The 26419-nt window shown below is 75.7% G+C and carries 24 protein-coding genes, 1 tRNA gene, 1 pseudogene and 1 riboswitch; of the genes and pseudogenes, 11 read left to right on the forward strand and 15 right to left on the reverse strand.

The genetic code is table 11. The features are described 5' to 3' along the window. Positions 1–39: 39 nt before the first annotated feature. Both FH609_RS31350 and FH609_RS02170 read right to left on the reverse strand, forming a co-directional pair. A pseudogene (locus FH609_RS31350) lies at positions 40–465 on the reverse strand (DUF4383 domain-containing protein); the annotation flags it as partial. Between the two features lie 151 nt (positions 466–616). After that, entirely contained in the window at positions 617–1969 is a 1353-nt protein-coding gene (locus FH609_RS02170) for a hypothetical protein (RefSeq protein WP_139665521.1), read from the reverse strand. Between the two features lie 142 nt (positions 1970–2111). On the opposite strand from FH609_RS02170, the gene FH609_RS02175 reads away from it, so the two are divergent. Together FH609_RS02175 and FH609_RS02180 are read left to right on the forward strand one after the other, a co-directional pair. Then, a tRNA-Val gene (locus FH609_RS02175) sits at positions 2112–2186 on the forward strand. A gap of 22 nt (positions 2187–2208) precedes the next feature. After that, positions 2209–3609: a serine/threonine-protein kinase gene (locus FH609_RS02180; RefSeq protein ID WP_139665520.1), complete on the forward strand. Its 1401-nt coding sequence runs from the start codon at positions 2209–2211 to the stop codon at positions 3607–3609. 55 nt (positions 3610–3664) lie between these two features. On the opposite strand, the gene FH609_RS02185 is transcribed toward FH609_RS02180, so the two are convergent. The 3 genes from FH609_RS02185 to FH609_RS02195 are packed head-to-tail and all read right to left on the reverse strand — an operon-like array spanning position 3665 to position 5933. Further along, positions 3665–4342, reverse strand: coding sequence for an ABC transporter permease (locus tag FH609_RS02185; RefSeq protein WP_139665519.1), 678 nt, complete (start codon positions 4340–4342; stop codon positions 3665–3667). Next, positions 4339–5157, reverse strand: a complete 819-nt coding sequence (locus tag FH609_RS02190) for a hypothetical protein (RefSeq protein ID WP_226961323.1) — start codon at positions 5155–5157, stop codon at positions 4339–4341. Before FH609_RS02190 ends, FH609_RS02185 begins: the two co-directional genes overlap by 4 nt. Beyond that, entirely contained in the window at positions 5154–5933 is a 780-nt protein-coding gene (locus tag FH609_RS02195; RefSeq protein ID WP_139665518.1) for an ABC transporter ATP-binding protein, read from the reverse strand. The genes FH609_RS02190 and FH609_RS02195 overlap by 4 nt, the downstream gene beginning before the upstream one ends. 131 nt (positions 5934–6064) lie before the next feature. On the opposite strand from FH609_RS02195, the gene FH609_RS02200 reads away from it, so the two are divergent. From FH609_RS02200 to FH609_RS02210, 3 genes are all read left to right on the forward strand, one after another. After that, positions 6065–6919, forward strand: coding sequence for a sensor histidine kinase (locus FH609_RS02200; protein WP_139665517.1), 855 nt, complete (start codon positions 6065–6067; stop codon positions 6917–6919). Next, positions 6916–7590, forward strand: a complete 675-nt coding sequence (locus tag FH609_RS02205) for a response regulator (protein ID WP_139665516.1) — start codon at positions 6916–6918, stop codon at positions 7588–7590. Before FH609_RS02200 ends, FH609_RS02205 begins: the two co-directional genes overlap by 4 nt. 93 nt (positions 7591–7683) lie before the next feature. Next, positions 7684–8424 carry a histidine phosphatase family protein gene (locus tag FH609_RS02210; RefSeq protein WP_139665515.1) on the forward strand — a complete coding sequence of 247 codons (741 nt, stop codon included), beginning with the start codon at positions 7684–7686 and terminating at the stop codon, positions 8422–8424. A gap of 30 nt (positions 8425–8454) precedes the next feature. On the opposite strand, the gene FH609_RS02215 is transcribed toward FH609_RS02210, so the two are convergent. Beyond that, entirely contained in the window at positions 8455–8931 is a 477-nt protein-coding gene (locus tag FH609_RS02215; protein ID WP_139665882.1) for an RrF2 family transcriptional regulator, read from the reverse strand. A gap of 135 nt (positions 8932–9066) precedes the next feature. Here FH609_RS02215 and FH609_RS02220 point away from each other — a divergent pair, with 135 nt between their 5' ends. Continuing rightward, positions 9067–9795 (forward strand): SDR family oxidoreductase, encoded by a 729-nt coding sequence (locus FH609_RS02220; protein ID WP_139665514.1) that lies wholly within the window; start codon positions 9067–9069, stop codon positions 9793–9795. Positions 9796–9926: 131 nt separating this feature from the next. After that, positions 9927–10787 (forward strand): SAM-dependent methyltransferase, encoded by an 861-nt coding sequence (locus FH609_RS02225; RefSeq protein WP_226961324.1) that lies wholly within the window; start codon positions 9927–9929, stop codon positions 10785–10787. Between the two features lie 75 nt (positions 10788–10862). On the opposite strand, the gene FH609_RS02230 is transcribed toward FH609_RS02225, so the two are convergent. Continuing rightward, a complete protein-coding gene (locus tag FH609_RS02230; RefSeq protein ID WP_226961325.1) occupies positions 10863–11216 on the reverse strand; it encodes a VOC family protein in 354 nt (117 codons plus the stop codon). Positions 11217–11289: 73 nt separating this feature from the next. After that, entirely contained in the window at positions 11290–11958 is a 669-nt protein-coding gene (locus FH609_RS02235; RefSeq protein WP_139665511.1) for a DedA family protein, read from the reverse strand. A gap of 229 nt (positions 11959–12187) precedes the next feature. Between FH609_RS02235 and FH609_RS02240 the strand changes: the two genes are divergently transcribed. Together FH609_RS02240 and FH609_RS02245 are read left to right on the forward strand one after the other, a co-directional pair. Beyond that, positions 12188–12940, forward strand: coding sequence for a superoxide dismutase family protein (locus tag FH609_RS02240; RefSeq protein WP_139665510.1), 753 nt, complete (start codon positions 12188–12190; stop codon positions 12938–12940). A gap of 235 nt (positions 12941–13175) precedes the next feature. Next, the gene (locus tag FH609_RS02245) at positions 13176–13784 is read left to right on the forward strand and encodes a TMEM165/GDT1 family protein (RefSeq protein ID WP_139665509.1); all 609 of its coding nucleotides are present in this window, start codon (positions 13176–13178) and stop codon (positions 13782–13784) included. A 30-nt stretch (positions 13785–13814) separates the two neighbouring features. Here the strand turns inward: FH609_RS02245 and FH609_RS02250 are convergent, their stop codons facing one another. Together FH609_RS02250 and FH609_RS02255 are read right to left on the reverse strand one after the other, a co-directional pair. After that, positions 13815–14456 (reverse strand): HAD-IA family hydrolase, encoded by a 642-nt coding sequence (locus FH609_RS02250; RefSeq protein WP_264372744.1) that lies wholly within the window; start codon positions 14454–14456, stop codon positions 13815–13817. Between the two features lie 326 nt (positions 14457–14782). Continuing rightward, on the reverse strand, positions 14783–16813 hold the full coding sequence (locus tag FH609_RS02255) for an MDR family MFS transporter (RefSeq protein ID WP_193317735.1): 2031 nt from the start codon (positions 16811–16813) through the stop codon (positions 14783–14785). 165 nt (positions 16814–16978) lie between these two features. On the opposite strand from FH609_RS02255, the gene FH609_RS02260 reads away from it, so the two are divergent. Further along, the gene (locus FH609_RS02260) at positions 16979–17929 is read left to right on the forward strand and encodes a peptidoglycan-binding domain-containing protein (protein ID WP_139665508.1); all 951 of its coding nucleotides are present in this window, start codon (positions 16979–16981) and stop codon (positions 17927–17929) included. Positions 17930–18001: 72 nt separating this feature from the next. Here the strand turns inward: FH609_RS02260 and FH609_RS02265 are convergent, their stop codons facing one another. From FH609_RS02265 to FH609_RS32045, 5 genes are all read right to left on the reverse strand, one after another. Further along, positions 18002–18916: an ECF transporter S component gene (locus FH609_RS02265; protein WP_139665507.1), complete on the reverse strand. Its 915-nt coding sequence runs from the start codon at positions 18914–18916 to the stop codon at positions 18002–18004. Continuing rightward, entirely contained in the window at positions 18913–20610 is a 1698-nt protein-coding gene (locus FH609_RS02270) for an ABC transporter ATP-binding protein (protein WP_139665506.1), read from the reverse strand. Before FH609_RS02270 ends, FH609_RS02265 begins: the two co-directional genes overlap by 4 nt. After that, positions 20607–21788 (reverse strand): energy-coupling factor transporter transmembrane component T, encoded by a 1182-nt coding sequence (locus tag FH609_RS02275; protein WP_139665505.1) that lies wholly within the window; start codon positions 21786–21788, stop codon positions 20607–20609. Before FH609_RS02275 ends, FH609_RS02270 begins: the two co-directional genes overlap by 4 nt. A gap of 27 nt (positions 21789–21815) precedes the next feature. Next, a complete protein-coding gene (locus FH609_RS30760; protein WP_139665504.1) occupies positions 21816–22460 on the reverse strand; it encodes an SCO2322 family protein in 645 nt (214 codons plus the stop codon). A 434-nt stretch (positions 22461–22894) separates the two neighbouring features. Further along, a complete protein-coding gene (locus FH609_RS32045; protein ID WP_264372743.1) occupies positions 22895–24556 on the reverse strand; it encodes a prenyltransferase/squalene oxidase repeat-containing protein in 1662 nt (553 codons plus the stop codon). Between the two features lie 119 nt (positions 24557–24675). Next, positions 24676–24814: riboswitch (cobalamin riboswitch) on the reverse strand. A gap of 238 nt (positions 24815–25052) precedes the next feature. On the opposite strand from FH609_RS32045, the gene FH609_RS02290 reads away from it, so the two are divergent. Next, positions 25053–26360, forward strand: a complete 1308-nt coding sequence (locus tag FH609_RS02290) for a glycosyltransferase family 4 protein (RefSeq protein WP_139665503.1) — start codon at positions 25053–25055, stop codon at positions 26358–26360. The last annotated feature ends 59 nt before the right edge of the window (positions 26361–26419 follow it).

The following is a 26419-nucleotide window of genomic DNA, read 5'->3' on the forward strand; positions in this document are numbered from 1 at the left end:
CAGGCCCGCCGCATAGCTGAAGATCACGTTGGAGATCTCGAAGTTGAGGACGTTGGCGTCGGTCTTGATCAACGCCAGGTTGACGAAGCCGCTCAGCAGGAACAGCACGCCCAGGCCCAGGCAGAACGTGGACGCCAGGTTGCCGCCCACCAGCATCGCCACCCCCAGGGCCAGGCCCACCACCACCGACAGCCAGCTGAGCGCGCCGTTGGTGTTCATGCCCCACACCGTGTTGTCGCCGGTGGAGAACGCGCCGAGCTTCTGCGTGATGCCCAGGACGCCGAAGACCACCAGGCCCAGGCCCATCAGCCCGGCGCCGATCCGGTAGAAGCGGTTCAGCCGCCGGTCGGCCGGCCGGTTCTGCTCCAGCCTGGCCCGGCTGAGCAGGCCCAACGGTCCGCCGTTGGGCAGTCGAGGCTCACCGCGCGGGTCCGTCCCGATCAGGGACGACACCGATGCCGCCATGGCGACCTCCTCCTCGGGTTCCTCGGGGACGCGTGCCGCTTCCGGAAGCCCGGCGGACCGCCGTGGCCCGGCGCACCTCCGAAATGTCCCGTCCCGCGTACCCCACCTCCGCCCGGCCGAACCGCCCGGCGGGCGCCCGTCTTCGGTGCGCTCAGCGCCCCGACCGGATCGCCTCCACCACCGCGCCGGCCGTCTCCCGCACCGCCTCCAGCTCGGTCAGGAAGTGCCAGTAGTCCGGGTTCCGCCCGCCCTCCTCCAGCGCGGAGACCGCCCGCTCCAGCCGGGCGACCGCCCCGTCCAGCGGGCGGGCGTGCCGGGGGTCGGGCACCGTGCGCCCGCGCATCGCCAGCCGCTGCGCGTCCCGCACCACGAACCGCGTCCGTTCGATCTCGCCCGACGGGTCCCCGGCGATCTCGTTCAGCCGGCGCAGCCGCTCCCCGGCCGCCGACACCGCCTCGTCCGCGCTGCCCAGCAGCTCGTGCGCCCGCGCCAGCTGGGCGGTCGCCGCCTCGAACCGCTGCGCCCGCCGCTCCGAGCGAGCGGCGGCCAGCGCCTCGCCGGCCTCCCGCACCGCCTCCTCGGCCTGCTGGGGCACCCGTTGCAGGTCCTGCCAGCAGTTGGCCATGAAGCGGCGCCGCAGCTCGCTGAGGACCGGGCCGACGGAGTCCGCGCGGTTGCTGATCGCCTCCGCTCGGGTGCGCAGCGAGGTCAGCCGGCGGTCGATCTCGGCCGCCCGCTCCGGCAGCCGGGCCGCGTCCGCCGCGATGGCCTCGGCCTCCCGCCGCACCCGCTCGGCCCGCTGGATCGTCGGCCGCACCCCGTGCCGGCCGGCGCCCTCGTTCAACGCGCGCAGCTCCGGGCCGAGTTGGGCCAGCCGCGCGGCCAACTCGTCGGCGCCGAGGCCGGAGGCGCGCGCCCCGTCCAGCGCCTCGGTAGCCGCCAGCAGCGCCCGCCTGGCCCGCTCCACCGCCGGCGCCACCTGCGCCAGCTGCTCCTGCGCCCGCGCCACCAGCGGCGTCAGGCTCTGCTCGAACCGCTCCAGATCGCCCCTGACCCGCACCAGCGCGTCGGTCACCCGGGCCAACTCCCGCTGCGCGCGGTTGGCGTCGCCCGGCTCCAGCTGCTCCGCGTCCAGGTCGTGCGCGTCGAGGGTGGTGATGTAGTCGTGGCTGGCGCGGTCCACCTGCTCGCCCAGCGCGGCGAACCCGGCGGCGGCCCGCCGCACCTCGGGCGACTCGTCGGCCGCCGTCACCGTCTCCAGCGTGATCCGCAGATCCCGCTGCGCCGTGTCCAACTCGTAGAACGCGGTGGCCGCCGCGTCCTTCGCCTGCTGCGCCCTGGCCCGCGACTCCTCCGACCGGCCCCGGCCCCAGCGCCGGGTGCCGCCGCCGGTGAACGCGCCGGGCAGCGCGGCCCACGCGACCACCGCCAACGTGGCCGGCGCCAGCACCACGGAGACGGTGAGATCCCTCGCCAGTCGGCTCGCCGCTCGGCCGGTTGTCACGTGTCCTTCTCCCCGTGGTCGCGTGTGCCAGGTGAGTCCGCCGTCATTCTCCCATCCACACAACGATCCGAAAGCGGCTGGTAGTGCCCGCCTGAGATCCCTTTCGAACGGCTCCCGTGTAGGCTGTGCCCGCGAAATCCCCGGGTACATAGCTCAGTGGTAGAGCGCCGCCCTTACAAGGCGGATGTCGGCGGTTCGAACCCGTCTGTACCCACCACAGGTGGACGCGTTCATCGCCCATGAGCTTCCACGAGGGCGAGCGACGGGGGGAACTGGGGGCGATGGTCGCGGAGTTGGAGCCGGGCGATCCCCGGCGGGTCGGCCGGTACCGGATCACCGGGCGGCTGGGGGCCGGCGGGATGGGACGGGTCTTCCTGGGGCGTTCGCCGGGCGGGCGGCTGGTCGCGGTGAAGGTGGTGCGGGCCGAGCTGGCCGACGACCCCGGCTTCCGGGCCCGGTTCGCCCGCGAGGTCGCGGCGGCCCGGAAGGTCACCGGGCTGTTCACCGCCGCCTTGGTCGACGCCGATCCCGACGCGGCCACGCCCTGGCTGGCCACGGCCTATGTCCCGGGTTCCGCCCTGGACGAGGCGGTGGCGGCGCGCGGCCCGTGGCCGGTGGCGTCGGTGCGCGCCCTGGGCGCCGGGCTGGCCGAGGCGCTGGAGGCGATCCACACGGTGGGGCTGGTGCACCGGGACCTGAAGCCGTCCAATGTGCTGATCGCGCCGGACGGCCCTCGGGTGGTCGACTTCGGGATCTCCGTCGCGGTCGAGGCCACCGCGCTGACCCGCACCGGCGTCGTCGTGGGCACGCCCGGGTTCATGGCGCCCGAGCAGCTGACCGGCGCCGCCGTCACTCCGGCCACCGACGTCTTCGCGTTGGGCGCCGTCCTCACCTATGCGGCCACCGGCACCGGCCCGTTCGGCGCCGGCTCGGCCCAGTCGCTCAACTTCCGGATCGCCTACGAGGAGCCGGATCTCACCCGACTCCCCGCCCCGGGGTTGGAGATCATCGGCCGCTGCCTGGCCAAGGAGCCGGCCGAGCGGCCCACGGTGGCCGCCGTGCTGGCCGAACTCGCCGCCGAGGAGGCGGAGTTCGACGACCACCCGCCCACTGCCGTCGACCGGCAGGCGGGCTGGCGTCCGCAGCAGCCGACGCCGGCGTCCACCGTCCCGCCCCCGTCCACGCCACCGGCCCCGCCACCGACCAGGACGGTCAGCCGCGCGGCGGCCTCGACCTCCCGCCCGGCCGCCGCCGCCCGCGCCGCCGCTGCCCTCCGGGCCGCCATCGTCATGGTGGTGGCCGCCCAGTTCCTGCCCATCGCGTACGGCCTCAGTGTGGTCAACACCCCGGATGATCTGTACTGGATGGCCCCGCTGCTCGGCGCCCTCAGCGTGTCCACCTGCGCCCTGGTGCTGTGGCTCCAGAGCCGGGGCGGCAGCGCGCCGGTACCGACCTGGGCTCGGGTGCTGCACGGGGTGGTGAGCACGGTCGTCACGGCTCTGGCCCTCCTCCTGGTGCCCCTCTTCTTCACCGGCGGGGACCTTGGGTCCGTCGGGGCCGGGGGCTGGTGCCTGATGCTGGTAGGCGTGCCGTTGTTCTACAGCGTCTACCAGCTGTCCCCCGCCCGGCTGCGGAAGTAGCTCGCGGGGTCGGCGGGCCACGCCTTCTCGGCGCGTCAGGCGTCTTCTCGGCGCGTCAGGCGTCCCGGCGGAGGAACGTCGCGACGCCCGCCGCCGTCGTCACGGCGATCCAGCCGAGCAGCACCAGCGCGCCCGTTCCCGGCGCGAGCGCCGCCTCCGCCCCGGGCCCGTGGAGCCGGAAGAGCGCGCCGCCGGCCGGGCCCGGCAGCAGGCGGGCATGGTCGGTGAGCGGGGCGAGCAGCGGCGGCGCGAGGAGGACCAACCCGAGCGCGGCCACCAGCGCGCGGACCAGCGAGCGGAGCGGCAGCGCCGCCGCCAGGCCGAGCAGCCCGATCAGCACGAGATGGCCGCCGGCGCCCAGGAGCAGCCCCGTGTCGGGCGCGGCCTCGCCCCCGCACCACACGGTGGCCGCGCCCGCGCCCAGGGCCGCCGCGCTCGTCAGCGAGCCGGCGGCCAGGTAGGCGAGGCCCTTGCCGAGCAGCAGCGTGCGCCGGTCGGGCACCGCGAGCAGGGCCGGGCGCGCGTGCCCGGCCGGCAGGTCGGCGGCGACGGCGAGCACGCCGAGCAGGACCGTACCGACCTGGAGGAACGGGACGGTCTCACCGAGGTCCCCGGCGGCGGCGGTCAGCGCGACGGCCGCCAGCACCGTGCCGAGCGCGGTCGCGAGGACGGGCGGCAGGCTGCGGAGCTTGATCAGCTCGGCGGCCGTGACATCGGCCAGCGCGCGTCTCATGCGTCGCGCCGGTGCAGGACGACGGCCGCGACGCCGAGCAGCGCCACCGTCCAGGCGGCCATGACCAGCCCGCCGGGCAGCGGCGCGAGCGGGTCGTCGACGGCGACGGACGAGGCGTCGGCGAACAGCCGCACCCCGGCGAGATCCGGCAGCAGGCGCGCCACCGGCGTCACCTTGGCGAGCAGCGCCGAGACCGACACGACCGAGCCGTTGACGACGAACCAGACCAGCGGGAGCACCGGCCCCCGGGCGAACACCGTGACCGCCAGGGCGAGCAGCGCCATCAGCGTCCAGTACAGCGCGACCCCGACCGCCCGGCCGACGAGCGTGCCCGGCTGGTCGGCGCCGGCCGCGCCGGCCGCGCCGCCGCCGAGCGCCAGCCGCGCCACCGCGAGCGAGGCGGCCACGGTGACGGCGGCGCCGACGGCGACCAGCACGACGAGGACGACGGCCTTCGCGGCGAGCACGGTCATCCTGCGCGGCATCGCGACCAGGGTCGTGGTGAGCTGCCGCCCGCCGCCCGACTCGGGGCTGTTGGTCCGGTACTCGCCGCTGACAGCGAGGATGCCGAGCACCACGGCGCCGACGGTGCCCAGCGGCACCGCGTCGAAGGCGACGTCGGCCGGCGCCGCGCCGGCACCGAGGCGCGCCTCGCGGCGCGCGGCCATCAGGACGACGCCGAGCGAGCCGAGGCACGTCAGGGCCAGCACCGCCCAGGTGGCCGGCAGCCTGGCGGCCTTGAGGAACTCGCCGCCGACCGCGCGCCGCAGCGCCACCCCGGCGCGCGTCCACCCCGTCGCGCCCGCCGGCCTCATCGCGCGCCCCCCGACCGCCCCGCGTTCCCCGATCTCCCCGCGCCCCCCAACGGCCCCGCGCCCCCGCCCGGCCGTTGTTCGGCCCCGCCCGTCCACGCGAAGTACGCGCCCTCCAACGAGTCATGGCCGGCCGTCAGCCGCGCCAGCGACCCGTGCGCGAGGACGCGCCCGCCCGCGATGACCGCGAGATCGTCGGCGACCGAGGCGACCTCGCCGATCTGGTGGCTGGACAGCAGCACCGTCCCGCCGCCGTCCGCGTGCCCGCGCAGCAGCTCCCGCAGCCAGCGCAGGCCCGCCGGGTCGAGACCGTTGGCCGGCTCGTCCAACACCAGCACCTCCGGCTCGCCCAGCAACGCGGCCGCCAGCCCCAGCCGTTGCCCCATCCCCAGCGAGAACCGCCGTACCCGGCTGCGGCCGGCCGCCGCGAGCCCCACCCGTTCCAGCACCTCGTCCACCCGGCGCCCGGGGATGCCGTTGCTCCGCGCCACCCAGGCCAGATGCGCCCGCGCGGTCCGGGACGGGTGCGCCCCCGAGCCCTCCAGCAGCGCCCCGACGGTGCGCAGCGGCGTGCGCAGGTCGCGGTACCGCCGACCGTTGACCAGGGCGGCGCCGGACGAGGCGCGGTCCAGGCCGAGCAGGATGCGCAGCGCCGAGGACTTGCCGGCGCCGTTGGGGCCGAGGAACGCGGTCACCCGGCCGGGAAGCGCCCGGAACGTGACGTCCGTCAGGACGGTGCGGTGGCCGTGACGCTTGGTCACGCCGTCGAAGGAGAGCATGTCCCCATGGCAGCCGGGCTGCGCCGGCCCGTCATCGGGCCGGGGACCGGTCTCGCCGCGACGGCTCCGTCCCCGGTCCCTCGGACCCGGGGCCGATGCCCGGCGCCGCGCTCCTCCCTAGACTGCGCGGGATGGAGAACGAACGGCCCAGGTGGCGCCCGCCCGACCGGCTCGTCGTCGCGACCGTGCTGGCCCTCGTCGTCCTGGTGCTGTTCGCGTTCGGAGTCAACTCGACCACAGGCTGGTGGGTCGCGCTGCTGGTCAACGCGGCGGTGACCGTCTCGGTCCTGACCTGGGCGCTGCGCCGCACCCGCGCCCAACGCCTGCGGTACGAGGACGACCTGACGGCCTGGGCCGCCGAGCGCGCCATCGGCACCGAACGCCTGCGCATCGCCCACGACCTGCACGATCTGGTCTCCCACGGGATCGGGCTCATCACCGTCCGTGCCGCGGCGGCGCGCCGGATGACCGGCGTCGAGGGCGAGGCCGAACGGGCCGAGGCGCTGGCCGACATCGAACGCGTCGGCCGGGAGACGACCACCGAGCTGCGCCGGATGCTGGCCGTGCTGCGCACCCCGCACAGCGCACCGCTGCGGCCGGCCGACACCCTGGACGCGCTGCCGGCGATCGTCGCGGCGGCCAACGCGTCCGGGCTGGCGGCGACCCTCGACCTCGCCGACCTCGGGGAGGTCACGCCGGGCGTGCAGCTCGCGATCTGCGCCGTGGTGCGCGAGGCGCTGCACAACACCGTCCGGCACGCCGGCCCCACCAGGGCGCGCGTCACGCTCCGGCGGGACGGCGAGGCGCTGACCGTCGAGGTGCGCGACGCGGGGCCGGCCGAGGGCTGGCAGCCGCAGCCGGGCGCCGGCCACGGCCTGGCCGGGCTGCGCGAACGCCTCACCGCGCTCGGCGGCACCGTGCGCGCCGCGCCGGCGGCGGACGGCTTCCGGCTCGCCGCGCGCATCCCGGACCGGGCCGCCCCGTGACCGGCCCGGCCGCCGACCGCCGCGTCCGCGTGCTGATCGCCGACGACCAGCCGTTGCTGCGCCGCAGCCTCGCCATCGTCATCAACGGCACGCCCGACCTCCGCACCGTCGGCGAAGCCGGCACCGGCCGCGAGGCGGTCGCGCTCGCCCGCGAACTGGTCCCCGACGTGGTCCTGATGGACCTGCGGATGCCGGGCGGCGATGGCATCGAGGCGACCCGGGCCGTCACCGGCGACCCGGCCCTGCCGGCCTGCCGGGTGCTCGTGCTGACGATGTTCGAACTCGACGCCTATGTGCAGGACGCGCTGCGCGCCGGGGCGAGCGGCTTCCTCCTCAAGGACGCGACCCCGGAGCAACTGCTCGACGCGATCCGCCGCACCCACGCCGGCGAGTCGCTGTTCGCGCCGGCCATCCTGACCCGGCTCGTCGAGCACTACGTCCGCCGCCCGGCCGCCGCGCCGCCGAGGCGGCTCGACGCGCTCACCGAACGCGAGACCGAGGTGCTCGCCCTCGTCGGCCGGGGCCTGTCCAACGACGAGATCGCCGCGAGCCTCACCATCTCGGTCAGGACCGTCAAGACGCACATCGGCAACCTCCTGGCCAAGCTGGCCGCCCGCGACCGGACCCAACTGGTCATCGCCGCCTACGAGAACGGGCTGATCCCGCGCTAGCCGCGCGCCGGCCGGAACCCGGCCGGCAGCCGGTCGTTGACTGGTTTCCCGGCGGTGCGGCGCGACACTGGACGCATGTCGAGCAACGGACGCATGTCGAGTGACGGACGCAAGTCGAGCGACGCCCTGCCGCCCCGGCTGCCCCTCGCCGGGCTGCTGGCCGTCCGGCACGGCGAGAGCGTCTCCAACGTCGTCTTCCGGGAGGCGGCCCGCGCGGCCAGGCCCGACGAGAGCCTCGCGCACCGCGACGCGCGGGTCCCGTTGACCGCCGGCGGGCGGGAGCAGGCGGCGGCGCTGGGGCGGCGGCTGGCCGCGCTGCCCGAGGAGGAGCGGCCCGACCTCGTGGTCTGCTCGCCGTACGCCAGGGCGCGGGAGACCTGGGAGGTGGCGGCCGAGGCGTGGCCCGGCGCGCCCGGGGCGCTGGTGGACGAGCGGCTGCGGGACCGGGAGATGGGCGCTTTCGAGCTGATGACCCCGCTGGCGATCGAGGCCCGCGCGCCGGAGGAGGCCCGGCGGCGGGCGACGGTGGGGGAGTGGTGGTACCGGCCGCCGGGCGGGGAGTCGTTCCCCGATGTGACGTTGCGGGTGCGGGACTTCCTCACCGAGCTGGCCGCCGCAGCGCCGGGGCGGCGGGCGCTGCTGGTGGCCCATGACGCGGTGGTGGTGGCGCTGGGCCTGGTGATCTCGGGGCTCGGCACGCCGCCCCCGGCGGAGGCCAGCCGGGTGCCCAACGCCTCGCTGACCGGCTGGGCGGGCGACGGGACCCGGCTGCGGCCGGCGTTCTTCGGGGACACCGCGCACCTGGCCGGCCTCGACGACCCCGGGACGCCATAACGGGCGGCGCCGGCCGGGGAGTTGGGGCCGTCAGCCCTCCGCGCCGGTGAGCCAGCCGGAGATGCGCCGCAGGGCGCCTGGACCGTAGTCGGCGCCAACGTCCCGGGCGAGGTCGGCGATCGAGACGGAGCGCAGCGCGGCGCGCCAGGCGGCGTCCGCCGTGGTCATGGCGCGGGTGATCGCGCAGGGCACGGTGCAGGACTCGGCCGGGGTGGCCAGCGGGCCGCGCTGCCGGATCTCCGTGCAGGTGAAGGCGGGCGCCGGGCCGTCCACCGCCTCGACGACGTCGAGCACGGTGATCGCCGAGGGCTCCCGGGTGAGCGCGTAGCCGCCGGCCTTGCCCTGCGCCGAACTGACCAGGCCCGCGCGGGAGAGCGCCTGCAACTGCTTGGCCAGATAGCTCGCCGAGACGTCGTGCAGCTCCGCGAGCCGGGTGGCGGGCACCGGCCCGTCGACGGAGGTGAGCACGACACAGCAGTGCAGCGCCCACTCGACCCCACCGGACATCTTCACCCGGTCACTGTAACCAGCGCGTTGACTCGGACATGTGATGTCCGAGTATTATCGCGGACAGATCGTGTCCGAGTTCGCGGCCCGCCGTGGCCGCACGGAGCGCGGGCACCACTCGACGAGAGGCATCTCATGAAGGTCGCAGTCTTCGGCGGAACCGGTCTGATCGGGTCGCGGGTCGTCTCGCTCCTCAACGCCGCCGGGCACGAGGCCGTGCCGCACGCCCAGTCCACCGGCGTCGACGTCATCGAGGGCACGGGCATCGACGAGGCCGTCGCCGGTGCCGACGTCGTCGTCAACCTCACCAACTCCCCGACGTTCGACGAGGCTTCCCCGGCCTTCTTCCGCACCTCGATGGACCTGCTGCTGACGGCGGCCGACCGGGCCGGCGCCCGGCACTTCGTCGTCCTGTCGATCGTCGGCGTCGACCAGGTGCCCGACCTGGACTACTACCGGGCCAAGGCGCTCCAGGAGGAGATCCTCGCCGCCGGGCCGATCCCCTACTCGATCGTCCGCGCGACGCAGTTCATGGAGTTCGTCGCCGCGGTCCTGTCCTGGACCACCGAGGGGGACACCGTCCGGCTGCCCGCGACGCCGATCCAGCCCATCGCGGCCGCCGACGTGGCGGGTGCCGTCGCGGAGGTCGCCGCCGGCGCCCCGCTGAACGGCATCCGCGACATCGCCGGGCCCGAGATCTACCCGCTGGACGAGCTCGGCCGGATCACCGTGGCCCACGCCGGCGACGGCCGCACCGTCGTCACCGACCCCACCGCCGGGATGTTCGCCGCCGTCAGGGGCGACGTGCTCACCAACCCGAACGCCCGGCTCGCCGCCACCCGCTACGCCGACTGGCTCGGCTGAGCCGACCGCCGTCCTCCCAACCTGCCGTCCCCGTACGGCATATGCCGCCCGCTGCTGACGGTCTTTCGGCAACGGGCTACGCTGCCGGGACAGTTGGAACCCCCAGGCAGCCAGGACCGGAGGACCGTGTGGTGAGTGGGCAGGGCGAGGCGCTGTCGTCCGAGGCGTCGGAGCAGTCGGAGGCGTCGGGGACGCCGGAGCCGTTGGACCTGCGGACGGACCAGCCGCACTCGGCGCGGATGTACGACTATCTGCTGGGCGGCAAGGACCACTACACGGTGGACGCCGAGGCGGCCGAGCAGGCGCTCGCCCCCTTCCCGCTGCTGCGCACGGCCGCCCGGGAGAACCGCGCGTTCCTCGGGCGGGCGGTGCGCCACCTGGTGCGGGAGACCGGCATCCGCCAGTTCCTCGACCTCGGCTCGGGGCTGCCCACGGCGGAGAACGTGCACCAGGTCGCGCAGCGCGTCGACCCGTCCGCGCGCGTGGTCTATGTGGACAACGACCCCATCGTGCTGGTCCACGGCAGCGCGCTGCTGGCCAGGGACGCGCACACCGCCGTCATCCAGGGCGACATCCGCCGCCCCACCGAGGTGCTGGAGGACCCGCAGGTCAAGGGGCTGTTGGACCTGTCCAAGCCGCTGGCGGTGCTGGCCGTCGCCGTGCTGCACTTCGTGGCCGACGAGGAGGACCCGGAGGGCGTCGTCCGCGTGCTGCGGGAGGCCGTCGCGCCGGGCAGCCACTTCATCCTGTCGCACGCCACCGCCGACCTCGCGCCGGAGGCCGCGATGGGCGTGCAGCGCGCCTACCGCGCGCAGGGCGTGCCGTTGACGCTGCGCGACAGGGAGCGGTTCACCGGGTTCTTCGACGGGCTGACGCTCATCGAACCCGGCGTGCGGGTGGTGAGCGACTGGCGCAACGACGAGGTGCCCGAGGCCGAGCGCCCCGACCACGCTGACGTCTCCTGGTACGGCGGCATCGGCCGCCTCGACTGAGCCGCGTCACGCCGCAACGCTTCGGGGCCACCGGCCCGCCGCCGCACGGGCAGCGGCCGGCCGCTCGGCCCTCGCTCAGCTCCTGCGGTCGCTCAGGACGCAGAACTCGTTGCCCTCCGGGTCGAGGAGAGTCACCCAGTGCTGCCCGTCCCCCACGGTGTCGGCGCGGCGGGCACCGAGGGAGAGCAGCCGGGCGACCTCGGCCTCCTGGTCGTCGGGCCGGAAGTCGGGGTGGAGCCGGTTCTTCGAGGTCTTGCCCTCGGGGACAGGCACGAAGAGCAGACCCGGCCGCCGGTCCGGCTCAGGCCGGATCTCGATGATCTCCTCGGTCTCGTCGACCACAACCCAGCCGAGAGCCTCGGCCCACCAGCGCCCGAGGGCGACCGGGTCGGCGGAGTCGACGATTATCTGTTCCCATTCCAGTGCCATGGGCCAGAGCATAGGCAGCCCGGTCGGCCGGCAGCTCGGCGAGGGAGGCGGAGGGGGCGGAGGAGGTCCTCGCCTACAACATCTCCGGCTCGGGAACGGGCGGCGTCGGAACGGCGGCCGCCGGCCGGTTGCGCAGCACCCGCGCCGCGACCACCCCGGCGAAGACCAGCGCCAGCAGCGACAGCCCGGCGCTCAGCCAGGTGGCGCCCAGCAGCTGCCCGCCGAGATAGCCGATCCCGACGCTGTAGGCGGTCCAGGCCAACGCCGCCAGCGTCGACCACGGCAGGAAGTCGCGCGCCCTGCGGTCGGTCACGCCGGCGCCCAGGCTCACCACCGCGCGCCCGGCGGGCGCGAAACGGGCGAGCACCACCAGCGCACCACCTCCGCGCGCGAGCGTGTCCTCAAGCCGCTCCTGGGCGCGGCTGAGCCGGCGGGAACGCGCTATGGCCGAGCCGTACCGCCGACCGCCGCGCCGGGCCAGCCGGTAGGCGAGCAGGTCGCCGACCACCGAGGCCGTGATGGCGCAGATCACCAGCAGCGCGATCTGGGGCAACGGGCCGTCGGGGGAGGGGGGTTCGGGAAGGGCCGTGACCTCGGCCGCGCGGTTGGCGGCGACGGCGGCGGCCGTCACCACGAGGGCGCCGGAGGGCAGCACGGGGAAGAAGACGTCGAGCGTGATCGAGAGCACGACGGCCACATAGATCCACGGGGCGTACAGCAGTATCCCCAAGGTCTCCTGCAAGTCTCTCCCCGTTCCCCCAGTGGTCGAACCGACCGTCCCGGCGTGCGAGGTGCATGGGTGGTGACGTCTCGCGGAACATGTCGGTTCCGCCGTACAGCGTACGCCTCCGTCCTTCGGCAGGAGCACGCGGGTGCGTGTGTCCAGCATCTCATGGCGCACCCCGGCAGGGTGAGGCCCTGACGTCGTCCATCGACGGTTGTTCCGGCCGTCCATCGACAGGAGAGCTTCGATGAAATCACTGGTCACCGGCGCCCTCGCGGCGCTGATCGCCGCCCTGGCCAGCACCGGAGGAACGGCGCTCGCGGCCGCCGGACCGGCCGCCGATCCCGGGGCCGAGCAGAGCTGGCTGTTCGTCGGGGAGTTCGCCCCGGTCGGAGCGCCGAACGGAACGGGCGCGGTCACCTACGACGAGGAACTGGTGCCGGCGGGCGCCGACATCGCGGTGCTCCAGTGGCTGGGCGAGGGCCGCACCCGCGTCGAACTGCGGGTCGAGGGCGTCAACCCCGGGCACACCTATGGCGCCCACGTACACACGAACCCCTGCGGCGACGCCCCCGAGGACTCGGGGCCGCACTACCAGAACCGGCCGGGCGAGGGCGCCGAGGCGGCCAACCCCGCGAACCCCGAGAACGAGGTGTGGCTCGACCTCACCGCCGACGGGCAGGGCGCCGGCGTCGCCACCGCGCGGCAGAACTGGCTCTTCCGGGAGGGCGAGGCCGGCTCCGTGGTGATCCACGAGCGCGCCACCTCGCACGGGCACCACGGCACTCCGGGCGACGCGGGCGCCCGGGTGGCCTGCTTCACCGTTCCGTTCCGGGGGGTGGTCCAGTCCGGGACGGCGCAGGCGGACACCCTGCCGGCCGCCCCGGTCCCCGCGCCGCCGCCCACGACGGGAGATGCCGCTGGCGCCGGGCTGCCGGGCCTCGCGCTGCACCGGCTGCCGGTGGCCGGCGCCCTCTTCGGGGGCGGCGGTCGGTCCTGAGCCCGGGGCGGGTAGGCTGGAGGCACTGAAGGGGAGTAGCTCTACGCCGGAGCGTTCGACATACTGGCCCGTCGCCACCAGCGGCAGGGCCCGGCGCCCGGAGCGGATCACGGCCCGATGGGGCCGCGCCGCCAGCGAGACCTTCGGCCGACAGTGTCATGGGACGCTGCCGTGCCGAGGTCCGCGCTCCCCGCGAACGCCTCGGGCGGTGGCCTGAACCTCCTGAGGACTCACCGTGTTCAGTCTCTCCACAGCCGTCGTGGTCTTCGGCGTCGTCTTTCTCGCCGAGCTTCCCGACAAGACCGCGCTGGCCGGTCTCGTTCTCGGCACCCGCTTCCGGGCCTCCTATGTCTTCGCCGGCATCGCCGCCGCGTTCACCCTGCATGTGGCGCTCGCGGTGGCCGCCGGCAGCGTGCTGACCCTGCTGCCCCAGCGGCCGCTCCAGGCCGTGGTGGGCGTCCTCTTCCTCGGCGGCGCGCTGCTGCTGTTGCGGGAGGCCAACAAGAACGCCGACGAGGACGGCGGCGAGGGCGAGGAGGCGAAGGGGAGGACGCCGGCGAGCACCTCGTTCTGGCGGGTGGCCGGCAGCGGCTTCATGCTGATCCTGGTGGCCGAGTTCGGCGATCTGACCCAGATCATGACGGCCAACCTGGCCGCCCGGTACGACGATCCGCTCTCCGTCGCCGTGGGCGCGGTGCTCGCGCTGTGGGCGGTGGCCGGGATCGGCGTACTGGGCGGCAAGGCGCTGATGAAGCGCGTTCCGCTGAAGGTGATCAGCCGGGTGGCCGCGGTGGTGATGGTGGTGCTGGCCGGGTTCAGCTTCTACGAGGCGATCGCCGGCTGAGCGGCCCGCCGACTTCGAGGCCGACGGCGGTCAGCCGGCGATGGTGATCCGGACGCAGTCGTCGGGCGCCGGCTCGACGCGCAGCCGCTCCAGGGTGTCCACATGGGCCGTCGCCTCGAAGGCGGCGGCCCGTGGGCCGACCCCGATCACCCGCATCCCGGCCGAGAGCCCGGCCTCGATGCCGGCCTGTGAGTCCTCCAGCACCACGCAGTCCCAGGGGTGGACGCCCAGTTCGGCGGCGGCCTTCAGGAAACCCTCGGGGTCCGGCTTGCTGGCGGTCACCGACTCGGCGGTGACCTGGGTGTCGGGCATCCGCAGCCCGGCCGCCGTCATCCTGGCCTTGGCGAGGGCGGCGTCGGCCGAGGTCACCAGGGCGTGCGGCACGTCCTCGATGGCGGCCAGGAACGCGCCGGCCCCGGGGATCGCGGTGACGCCGGTGACGTCGGTGGTCTCCTCGGCGAGCAGCAGGGCGTTGTCCCTGAGGTTCTGCTCCATCGGCCGGTCCGGCAGCAGCTCGGCCATGGTCGCGAAGGCCTGACGGCCGTGCACCACGGGCAGCACCCGGGCGAAGTCCACGCCGTGCTCGTCGGCCCAGCGGCGCCAGACTCTCTCCACCACGGCATCGGAGTTGACCAGGGTGCCGTCCATGTCGAGGAGCAGGGCACTGAACACGCCTACGGTTTCTGTCGTACGCAACGGGGGCCGTCCTTCGGTAGCGGTCCGACGAGGGTGGGTTCGGAGAGTTCGGAAAGGGGCCTGGGCCGGGTGGCGTTGGAGCGAGTGGCCCGCCCGGGTGGTCGGGGAAGCGGGCGGGACCACCTCTGTCTCCAGGGTTTGTTCCAACCGGATACAAAATGAGAGTACAAAACGGGGTGCCCTTCGCGCCACCCCACCAGCTCCGCGTTACCGGACCGTTCCGGAATCGTTCACCGGAGATCTCGGCGCGCGCGTTCGGCCGGGGCGGCGACGGCGACGGCCGGGGCGGCGCGGGCGCCGTCTCAGCCGGTGACCCGGGGCCAGTCGGCGCGCGAGCCGCCCAGCTCCTCGCTCAGCTCGTGCACCAACTCCTTGAGGTCACGCGGGCGTTCGGGCCCCCACCAGTCGCCCAGCAGCTCGGCCAGCGCGTTCTCCCTGGCCGTCGCCAGCCGCTCGGCCACCGCGTGCCCCTTGTCCGTGCCCACCAGCGGCAGGCCCTCCCGCGCGGCGAAGCCCCGCTCCTCCAACTGCCGCGCCGCCTGGAGCAGCACCTCGACGGGCACCCCGGTCCGTTCCGCCAACAGGCCCGGCTCGGCCGAGCCGTAGCGCCTGATCCGCAGCAGCAGCCAGCAGGCGGCCGGCAACAGGTCGGTGCCGGCGTCGGCGGCGATCCTGGCGTAGAGGTCGCGCCGGCCGGCGCGGCTGCCGAGCGTGGAGAGCGCGCGGGCGCACTCCGCGCGCGAGGAGCGCTCGACCGGGTTGGGCGGCACGCTCTCCCCGAGGTCGGGCGCCAACACGCCCCCGCGCAGCGGGTCTTCGCGCAGCGCCCAGGTGAGCGCGTGCGCCACCAGCAGCAGCGGAACGGCATACAGGAAGACGCTGGTGATCGCGTCCGAGTAGGAGCCGAGCACGCCGTCGCGGGTCGCCGGCGGCAGCGCGCCCACCCGTTCCGGGTCGTGCAGCAGCCGCTCCTCGCTGACGCCGGGCGGCAGGTCGACGCCGCGCAGCGCGTCGGACAGCTCGTCGCCGAGCCGGTGGCTGAAGATCGCCCCGAAGACCGCGACCCCGAACGCCGCACCGATGGAACGGGCGAACGTGACGCCCGAGGTGGCCACGCCCAGGTTCCGGTACTCCACCGCGTTCTGCACCGCCAGCACCATCACCTGGAGCACCAGGCCGAGCCCGAGGCCGAAGACCGCGAACCACAGGCTCATCACCAGCACGCCGCTGCGCTCGTCGAGGGTGTGCAGCAGCACCAGGCCCAGTGCGGTCACGGCCGTGCCGACCACGGGGAAGACCTTCCACCGGCCGGTGCGGCTGATCAGCTGCCCCGACAGCGTGGAGGAGAGCAGGATGCCCAGCACCATCGGCAGCAGCCGCACCCCGGAGAGGGTCGGCGAGACCCCGTGCACCACCTGGATGAACGTCGGCAGATAGGTCATGGCGCCGAACATCGCGAAGCCGACCACGAAGGAGACCGCGCCGCACAGCGCGAACGTCCGCACCCGGAACAGGTCGAGCGGGAAGACCGGTTCGGCCGCCGTGCGTTCCACCCTGAGGAACGCCAGCAGGCAGACCACGGACAGCACCGCGAGCCCCACGATCTGCCAGGACAGCCACGGCCAGGTGGTCCCGCCCAGCGAGGCGACCAGCACCAGGCCGATGGCGAACGCGGCGATCAGCGCGGTGCCCGCGTAGTCGATCACATGGCGGCGGTCCCCGGTCGGGATGTGCAGCACGGTCGCGGCGACCGCCAGGGCCAACGCGCCGAACGGCAGGTTGATGTAGAAGACCCAGCGCCAGCCGAGATGGTCCACGAACAGCCCGCCGAGCAGCGGCCCCAGCACGCTGGTGGTGCCGAAGACCGCGCCGAACAGCCCCTGGTACCGGCCCCGTTCACGCGGGGAGACCAGATCGCCCACGATCGCCATCGACAGCACGATCAGGCCACCGCCGCCCAGCCCCTGGACGAAGCGGAAGGCAATCAACTCTGGCATATTCCGGGCGAGTCCACAGAGAGCGGAACCCACCAGGAAGATGACGATGGCGAGTTGGAAGAGCCGCTTGCGGCCGAAGCTGTCGCCCAGCTTCCCCCACAGCGGGGTCGCGGCCGTGGCCGCCAGCAGGTAGGCGGTCACCACCCAGGAGAGATGGTCGAGACCCCCCAGGTCGCCGACGATGGTCGGCAGCGCCGTGGCCACGATCGTCTGGTCCAGCGCGGCGAGGAACAACCCCAACAACAGCGCGCCCATCGACAACAGCAGCCGCCCGCGCTCCGCACTGTCCGGGGGCGGCGGCATGGCGGAGTCGGCGCGTGAGGGCCGCGTGGCCATGGGCGCCTCCTGGGGTCGCTGGGGGCGTGCGCCGGGGCCGGATCGGGGCGGCCCCACGGCCAGTTTGGCGGGTTTTGTCCCTCGCGGCTTCTTCAGCAAGTTGGCCCACGTTCACCCATAAGGGTGGTGCATAATCGCTGCCAACCGACCGGGAGGGCAGGCGCGGTGACGGACCGGCTCGACTGTCTGATCTGTGGCCGCCTGTGGCTGCCCAGTGGCGAGCCGAGTTGTGACTGTCTGACCCATTCGCTCTCCCGTCCGGTCGGCCCGCCGCAACACGACCCGGACCCGGCCGACGTCGCGCTCTTCCCCCTGGAGGAGGAGCGGCCCCGCACCCGCCCGCCCACCGCGTGGCGCCCGCCGGGCCCCGGCCTCGAACGGCTCGGCCTCGAACCGCTCGGCGTCGAACTGCCGGAGCCCGACGCCCGGCCCTACCCCTCGCACCGCAAGCCGCGCCACCGCAACCGGATCTCCCTCGCCGCCGGCGGGGCGGTCGCCGCGGTCGTCGGCTGCACGGCGCTGGCCGCCTCGTTCCTCAACGGCAGCGGTGGCCGCAACGAAGAGGCGTTCCAGACGGTGAGCCCGGTGCCCAGCCTGGTGATGCCGGACGGGGACGGGCAGCCGGACGACCAGGTGGAGGGCGATCGCAACCGGCGCACGCCGGCGCCCGAGGAACCCGATCCCACGCACCGTCCCTCGGCACCCGAGGAGACCGAGGCGCCGACGCACCCCGTCGAGACGGAGCCGACGCACCAGCCCCCGCCGCCCGAGGAGCCCGAGCCGACCAGGCCGACCAGCCCCTCGCCCACCGAGCCCGATCCTGACCCCACGCCCACCGAGCCCGATCCCGACCCCACACCCACCGACCCCGACCCCTCGCCAGGGCCCGGGGACAGCCTCTCGGAGGGCGACGAGGGGCCCGAGGTGGTGGAGCTGCAACAGCGGATGCTCCAGCTGCGCTGGGTCTACAACGGGCAGGCGCACGGGCTGTTCGACGTCCAGACGCGGGAGGCGGTGGCCCGTTTCCAGACGGCGTACGGCATCACGGACGACCCGCCGGGCGTCTACGGGCCGGCGACCCGGGCCGCGCTGGAGGAGCGCACCACCGAGCCGTGAGCGCGGGGGCGCGTTCGCGGTCTGGCGCGCGTTCCCCGGGTGGCGCGCCTTCGCGGTGGGGCGTGCGCCGGCTCAGGAGGGGCGCGGGGTGTCGTCGTGCGCCGGTGCGTCGTCGGGGGCCGGGGCTCTGTCGAGGGTCGGGGCGTCGCCGCCCGCCGGCGCGCTGTCGTGCGCCGGCGTGAAGCGGGCCTGCGCGTCGAAGGCGGCCCGGCGGGTCGCGCGGCGCAGGGCCCGCAGCACCGTTCCCCCGCAGAGCAGGACCAGCGTCGCCGTCAGCAGCGCCCGGGGCACGTCCCAGCCCAGGGAGGTCGTCACCACATACGTCAGGTAGCGGCCCAGGTTCTCCGGCAGCGGATCGCCCGGCACGAACGAGATCCCGCTGCTCATGCCCGCCAGATACGGCCAGCCCTGGAGGTTCATCACCAGCCCGTAGACCAGCGAGGACACCGCGCCGTAGCCGGCCAGCAGCGCCAACTCGCCGCGCCCGCGCAGCCGTCCGGCGCCCGGCAGCAGCCCGGCGCCCATCGTCACCCAGCCCATCGCGAGCATCTGGAACGGCAGCCAGGGCCCCACCCCGCCGGTCAGCAGCGCGGAAGCGAAGAGCGAGACCGAGCCCAGCACGAAGCCGAACCCGGGCCCCAACACCCGCCCCGCCAGCACCAGCAGGAAGAACATCGGCTGAAGCCCGGCCGTGCCCGCGCCCAACGGCCGCAGCGCGGCGGCGGCAGCGGCCAACACCCCCAGCATCGCCACCGCCTTGGCGCCGAGGCCCGTCTCGCCGACCGTCGCCCAGAGCACCGCGAGCAGCAGCGGCAGCAGCAGCGCGAACAGCCAGGGCGCGTCGGCCGAGTGCGCCAGCCCGGAGTCGGGCGCGGCCAGCAGCGGCCAGCCGAAGCCCACCACGCCCACCGCCGAGACCAGCAGCAGCGAGGCCACCGAGCGCGGGCCGAGCCGGACGGCCGCCACCCGCCCGCCGGTGCCGCTCACGGCCGGGGCCGCCCGTCCGACTCGGCGCCCGCCGGTGCCCGTTCGGCCAGCGCGGCGGCGACCTGGCCGACGGTCAGCCACGGCTCGGGCGCCAACACCTTGGCGACCTGCGGCGCGAACGCCGGCGAGCCGGTCACCACCCGCGCCGTCGGGCCGTCGGCGACCACCTCGCCTTCGGCCAACACCACGACGCGGTCGGCGAGTTCGGCGGCCAGCTCGACGTCGTGGGTGGCCAGCAGCAGCCCGTGGCCCGCGTCGAGCAGCTCGGTCAGGATCGCGACCAGGCGGTCCTTGGCCGCGTAGTCCAGACCCCTGGTCGGCTCGTCGAGCAGCAGCAGCGGGGGAGCGGCGGCCAGCACCACGGCCAGCGCCAGCGCCAGCCGCTGGCCCTCGGAGAGGTCCCGTGGGTGCGCGTCGTCCGGCACCTCGGGCAGCAGCCGGCGCACCAACGCCCGGCAGCGGCCCGGCGCGCCGCCGGCTTCGGGGGCCGCGTCGGCGTCGGCGGACGCGCACTCCTCGGCCACCGTCTCGGCGAAGAGCAGGTCGCGCGGGTCCTGCGGGACCAGCCCGGCGTGGCGCAGCAGCGCGCGCGGCGCGGTCCGGTGCGGGGTCACGTGACGCCCGTCGTCGCCGGGCGCCGGGGCCAGCCGGACGCTGCCGCGCTGCGGCGCGTGCAGGCCCATCAGGGCGCCCAACAGGGTTGACTTTCCCGCCCCGTTGCGGCCCATCAGGGCCACCGCCTCCCCGGCGGCCACCGCGAGGTCGACCCCGCGCAGCACCTCGACGCCGCCGCGCCGCACCGCGAGCGCGCGGGTCTCGACGAGCGGAACGCCGCCGGGCGGGGCGTGCTGGGGGCGCGTGGTGGTGGGTGGGCGCCGGCTCGCGAGCCGCTCGCGCAGGGCCGGCGCGCGCCGGCGCGCGTCCCGCACCGAGAGCGGAACGGGCGACCAGCCCGCCACCTCGGCCAGCCGCACCACCGGCGGCCGCACCGGGGAACGCTCCAGCACCTCGGCCGGCGGGCCCAGCACCGGCGCGCGCCCGGGGCCGGGCAGCAGCAGCACCGAGTCCGCGTACTGCACCACCCGCTCCAGCCGGTGCTCGGCCAGCAGCACCGTCGTTCCCAGGTCGTGCACCAGCCGCTGGAGGACGGCAAGGACCTCTTCGGCCGCCGCCGGGTCCAGCGCCGAGGTCGGCTCGTCCAGCACCAGCACCCGGGGGTGCGGGGTCAACACCGAGCCGATCGCGACCCGTTGCCGCTGCCCGCCGGAGAGCGAGTCCAGCCGCCGGTCGCGCAGCTCGGCCAGGCCCAACAGGTCCAGCGTCTCCTCGACCCGCCGCCGCATCACATCGGGCGGCACCCCCAACGACTCCATGCCGTAGGCGAGTTCGTCCTCGACCGTCTCGGTCACGAAGTGCGCCAGCGGGTCCTGGCCCACCGTGCCCACCACGTCGGCCAGTTCGCGCGGCGGATGGTCGGCCGTGGACCGGCCGGCCACCGTCACCGTGCCGCCGAGCACCCCGCCGGTGAAGTGCGGCACCAGCCCGGAGACGGCGTTCAGCAGCGTCGACTTGCCGGCGCCCGACGGCCCCACCAGCAGACACAACTCGCCCTCGGGCACCGTCAGATCGACCCCGGCCAGCACCGGCGGCGCGTCCTCGGCGTACCGCACCGAGACCGAGGAGAACCGGATCACGCCGCGCCCTCCCCACGGCCCGCCCGTTCCTCCGTCGTTTCGCGCGCCGCGCCGCCGGGCGCCGCGCCGCCCGGGGGCGGAACGGGCGCGACCAGCGCCGGCAGCAGCCCGACCAGCACCGCGCAGGCCGCGCCCAGCGGCAGCGCGGGCGCGGCCAACGGCACGGCGGAGGGCGCCAGCGCGTCCGGGTCGGCGCGCGCGGCCAGGATCACGCCGGTCGCCACCACGGCGCCCGCGCCGGCGACCAGCCAGGCCCGCGCGCCCCAACGGTCAGGGCGGTAACGGGTGCGCGGGCTGCGCCGCCCGCCGAGCCACAGCCCGGCCGCCGCCGCCACCGCGCCCACCAGCAGCAGCGGCAGCCCGAAGCCAGCGCCCTCGGCGGAGAGCAGCCCGTAGCTGCCGACGCAGACGCCCAGCAGCCCGCCCAACAGCAGCGCGTTGGTGGCCCGGCGAACTCCGTTCGGCACGGCGGCCGTTCGCCCATAGCCCCGGGCGTCCATCGCGGCCGCCAGCGCCACCGAACGCTCCAACGCGCCCTCCAACACCGGTCGCGCCACCCGCACCAGGGAGCGCGCGCCCCGGTCCGCGCGCCCGCGCAGGCGCTGCGCCGCGCGCATCCGCACCAGGTCGGCCACCAGCCGGGGCGCGAACTGCATCGCCACCACCACGGCGACTCCCATCTCGTAGAGCGCGCCCGGCAGCGACTTCAGCAGCCGCGCCGGGTCGGCGAGCGCGTTGGCCGCGCCCAGACAGATCAACAGGGCGGCCAGCCGCAGCCCGTCACAGAAAGCGAAGTACAGCGCCTCCGCCGTCACCCGGCCGCCCAGCCGCACCCCGGCCAGCCAGTCCGGCAGCGGCACCTCGGGCAGCGTCACCAGCACCGTGGTCCCGCCGATCGGCGAGCCCAACAGCAGCGCGAACAGCACCCGCACCGCCACCACCACGGCGCCCAGCGCCAGGAAGAAGCCGAAGGCGCGCGCCCAGGGCGCGTCGGTGCGCCGGGCCGCCACCACATAGCCGGCCACCGCGACGACCAGCGCCAGCAGCAGCGGGTTGGTGGTCCGGGACGCGCCGGTCGCCAGGCCCAGCGCCCAGAGCCACCACGCGCCGGCGTGCAGCGCGTTGCTCCGGTGCGCGACGGGCGCGCGTAGCCGGCCCGCGCCGGCGGGCCTAGGCACCCGGGGCCCCGGCGGTGCGCATCGTCCTCAACTCCTGCGGCGCCGGGCCCGCGCCCAGCCGGCCAGCCCCAACAGCGCGACCGCCCCGACCCCGACCAGCAGCGGAACGCCGACCGAACCGCCGCCGTCGTCCGCCCCGTTCGAGCCGTTTGCCCCGTTCGAGTCGTCCGTCTCGTCCGTGGCGCCGACATCCTCGCCGCAGCCGCGCTCCGGATAGCCGGCGATGCCGCACAGCAGCCCGGCCTGGTCGTAGCGGAGCGGCGGCGCGACCTCCGCCAGCAGCTCCGCGACGGTCGCGCGGTCCGGCAGCGGCACGCACTCGGCGCGCCGCTCCGGCGGCGTGACGCCGCCGGGCGCGTCGGCCGCCGTGCCGAAGTCCAGCACCAGCGCGACGCTGGGCTCAGCCGGTTCGGCCCCGCAGATCGCGGCGAAGCCGCCGGTGTCACGCGGCGCCGTCCGGTCGTCGCGCTCGCCGCTGACCCCGAACCTGAAGCCGACCAGATCGCCCGCGCCCGGCCGGAGCGTCCCCGGCCCCTCGTCGGCGTAGACCCACCCGCCGTCGGCGTCCCCGGTCCAGAACGACCAGTAGCGGTAGGCGGTTTCGTCACCGTCAGCGGCGTGGGCCGCGCCGGGCGCGGCCCACGAGATGAGCAGCGCGGCGAGGCACGCCACGAGGGCGCGGTGCGCGAACCGGGCGCCTCCCGGCGCGGGGCGCCGAGTCGGCGAGGCCGCCGGCCGGGCACTCCTGGGGTATGAACGGGCGAGCGCCGTCGGGTGGTGGCCGCCGGCGGCGGTTGGGGCGGGGGGCTGTTGGTCGGGCCGGGACCTCGTCGGCCGGCCGTCGCCGGCCCGGGAACGGGTGGGTGTTGGCGGCCGGTTGGGCCGCCGCGTTGGCGCGGCCGCCGGTGGCGGGGTCGGGGTCGGGGTCGCTTGGTGGGGTCCGTCGCCGGTCGGCCGGCCGCCACGTGCGCGGGAACGCGCGGGTGTGGTCGGTGCGTTGGGCTGCCGCGTTGGCGCGGCCGCCGGCGGGGCGTCGCCGGCGCCGGCGGGGGGTCCGCCGGCGGCCGGGGGAACGCTCGGCCGCCGGCCGCCGTCTCCATTGCCGCTCACGGCTGTTCGGGCCGCCGTTCGCCCTCGGAGCCTTCGCCCTTGCCCGAGCCGTCGACGTCCTCCGCACCGCCGCCGGCGGCGTCCTCCGCGCCCGCCCCGGTGCCCGAATCCCGACGCCCCGCACCCCCGGCATCCCCCGACCCCTCGGCACCCTCAGCGCGCACAGCGTTCTCCGCGCCCTCCGTGTCGCCGGCGCGCGCAGCGCGCTCGGCGTCGCCGCCCGCCCCTTCGGCGCGGCCCGCGAGGGCCGCGCCGTCCGCTTCGCCCGCCGCGGCCGCGGCCCTGCGGCGGAAGCTCAGCAGGACGCCGATGCCGATGCCGGCCACCAGGCCGAGCCCGATGATCCACGGCAGGGCGCTCACCCCGTCGTCCGCGTCGCCCTCGCCGGAACCGCCCTCGTCGCCGGGCGATTCGGTCGGCGCCGGGCCCAGCCGGCCCAGCTGCGCCAGCAGATCCGTGCCGCCGAAGTCCTCCGCCGAGCCGCCGGTGGCGTGCGCGGCGAGTACCAGCAGGCTGACCGCCGTCGGGTTGTTGGCGTAGTCGGTCCACTCACCGTGGTGCGCGCGCAGCCACTCCAGTGGCGCCGAGGCCGCCTCCCGGTGGCCGCCGGCCGCCAGCGCCAGCACCGCGCGTGCCGTGGTGGCGAAGTCCGGCTGGGTCTCGCCGCCCGGCGGCGTCGATTCCAGGTGGTCCTCGCTCGCCTCCAACGTCCCGAGCAGCTGCGCCGCGCCCGCCGAACCCGCCCGGGCCTGCGGGCTCAACCCCTCGGCCGACGACTCCGAACCCGGCGACTCCGAACCCGGCGACTCCGAACCCGGCGACTCCGAAGCCGCACCGGTCTCCTCGCCGTCCGCACCCTCGCCGTCCGAACCCTCATCGCCCGCCCCGCAGTCCAGCGGGGTCACCGGCGCCTCCGGCGTCTCCGGGTCGACCAACAGCCCGCTGCCGTAGGCCGCGAGGACCGCGTCCACGGTCGCCATGTCGCTGCCGTACAGCTCGCCGGTCTCCGGGTCGGGCTGCCACGCGAACGCGCCGCGCTGGTCCTCGGGCGCGTCGCAGCCGAGTTGCAGGTCGCCCAGCGCGGAGTAGGGCGAGCTGCCCTCGCGCCGCACCTCGGCCGGGTCGGTGCCGGTCGCGGCCAGGGCGCCGATCACCACGGCCGTGGAGTTGGCGTCGCTGGCGCTCCCGGGGTTGAGGCCCCAGCCGCCGTCCTCGTTCTGCACGCCGGTCAGCCAGGCGACCCCGGCGTCCACCGCGTCCTGCCGGCCGCCGACGGCGGCGAGCGCCTGGACCGCGAGGGCCGTCGCATTGGAGTCGGAGGCGGTCACATCCGCGCAGGGCTGCTCGGCGTCGGCGCGGAACGGGAGGAACGAGCCGTCCGCGCACTGCTGCCCGACCAGCCAGTCCACCGCCTCGTCGGCCGGCGTGTAGCCCGCCGTGTGCTGGGCCAGCAGCGCGTAGGACTGCCGCCACACCCCGTCGTACTGCGGGTCGGCGTCGCCGAAGAGGCCGTCGGGCGCCTTGGCCGGCGGCGGCGCCGGCGTCTCGTCGGCGACGGCGGCCGGGGCGAGGGCCACGCCCGCCGTCACGGCCAGCACCGCCAGCGCGGCAAGCGCGCCCTGCGGCGCGCCCCTGAGCGGAGTACGGGGGATGAACACGCGCAAGCCTTTCGCTGTGGCGGCCGTCGGCGCGTTGACCGCCGAAGCGCGCACAGCGCCCAGCGGCACCGGGCGCGACGCCGTACTCCTCGACGGTGCCGGTCGCCGGGGCGGCGACCGTGGCCAGTGCCCATCACGGCGGGCGTTCCGGCTCACGCGGGCGCCCGAGGCGGGCGCCCGCGATCACGGTTGCGGGTCAGCGCCGGATTCGCACCGGCTTCCCCCGCGCGTGAGTGAACTGATCGGCCTCACTCTAACGGCCCCGGCACCCACGTCTCACGGCCCCGGCATCCGCGCCCACCTGCCGCTCGGACCACCCCGGAACCGGCGCCCGCCCGACCGCCCTCGCGGCCCCCTCAGCCCCCGCCACCCGGGCAGCCTGGTGCCCGGCTCCGGCATCGAGTGATAATCGGCCCACCCGCCGCAATTCCCCCCGTCGACGGGCGAGTAGTGTTCGTACCCGCGAGTAGGTAGCGGCAGACCCCAGGGAGCGTGTGTGGCGGCGGAGGCCCGGGCGGAGCGCCCGCTGAGAATCGCGCTGCTCAGCTACAAGGGGAACCCGTACTGCGGCGGCCAGGGCGTCTATGTCCGCCATCTCTCCCGCGAGCTGGCCGCGTTGGGTCACCACGTCGAGGTGATCGGTGCCCAGCCCTACCCCGAACTCGACGCCGGCGTCACCCTGCGCAAGCTCCCCAGCCTGGACCTCTACCGGCAGCCCGATCCGTTCCGCACCCCGCGCCGCGCGGAGTACCGGGACTGGATCGACCTGCTGGAGGTCGCCACGATGTGGACCGGCGGCTTCCCCGAGCCGCTGACGTTCTCCCTCCGCGCCCGCCGCGAACTCGCCGCCCGCCGGGCCGAGTTCGACGTGGTGCACGACAACCAGACGCTGGGCTACGGGCTGTTGGGCACCGGCCGGATCGGCCTGCCGCTGGTCACCACGATCCACCACCCGATCACCGTGGACCGCCGCCTGGAGCTGGCGGCGGCGCCGGACCGCCGCCGCCGCTACGCGGTGCGCCGCTGGTACGGCTTCACCAGGATGCAACGCCGGGTCGCCCGCCGGCTGCCCAGCGTGCTCACCGTCTCCGGCTCCTCCCGCCGGGAGATCGTCGAGGACTTCCGGGTGGCGCCGGAACGCGTCTCCGTGGTGCCGATCGGCGCCGACACCCGGGTCTTCCACCCCGACCCTGGCGTGCCCAGGGTGCCGGGCCGGATCGTCACCACCTCCAGCGCCGACGCCCCGCTCAAGGGCCTGGTCCACCTCGTCGAGGCGCTCGCCAAGCTGCGCACCGAACGCCCCGACACCCACCTGGTGGTCGTCGGCAACCGCCCCACGGCGGGTCCGGTGCACGAGGCGCTGGAACGCTTCGGGCTCGGCGGGGCGGTCGAGTTCGTCAAGGGCGTCAGCGACGCCGAGCTGGCCGACCTGGTGCGCGGCGCCCAACTCGCCTGCGTGCCCTCCCTCTACGAGGGCTTCTGCCTCCCGGCCGCCGAGGCGATGGCCGCCGGCACCCCGCTCGTCGCGACCACCGGCGGTGCCATCCCCGAGGTCACCGGGCCCGACGGCGAGACCTGCCTCGCGGTGCCGCCGGGCGACGCGGGCGCGCTGGCCGCAGCGCTGGGCCGGCTGCTGGACGACGCGGCGCTCCGCGAACGGCTGGCCGCCGCCGCGTTGGAACGGGTGCTGGCCCGGTTCACCTGGCAGCACACCGCGCGCGCCACCGCCGAGCACTACCGGGCCGCCATCGCCGCCCAGCGCCGGAACGCAGCCGCCGCCCCACCCCGCCCCGCCGAACGGTGAACCGGCCGAACGGTGAACGGGCCGCGCACGGTGAACGGGCCGCCGACGGTGAACCGGCC

This window comes from Streptomyces sp. 3MP-14 (genome assembly GCF_006334905.2).
Taxonomy (GTDB): Bacteria; Actinomycetota; Actinomycetes; order Streptomycetales; family Streptomycetaceae; genus Streptomyces; species Streptomyces triticirhizae.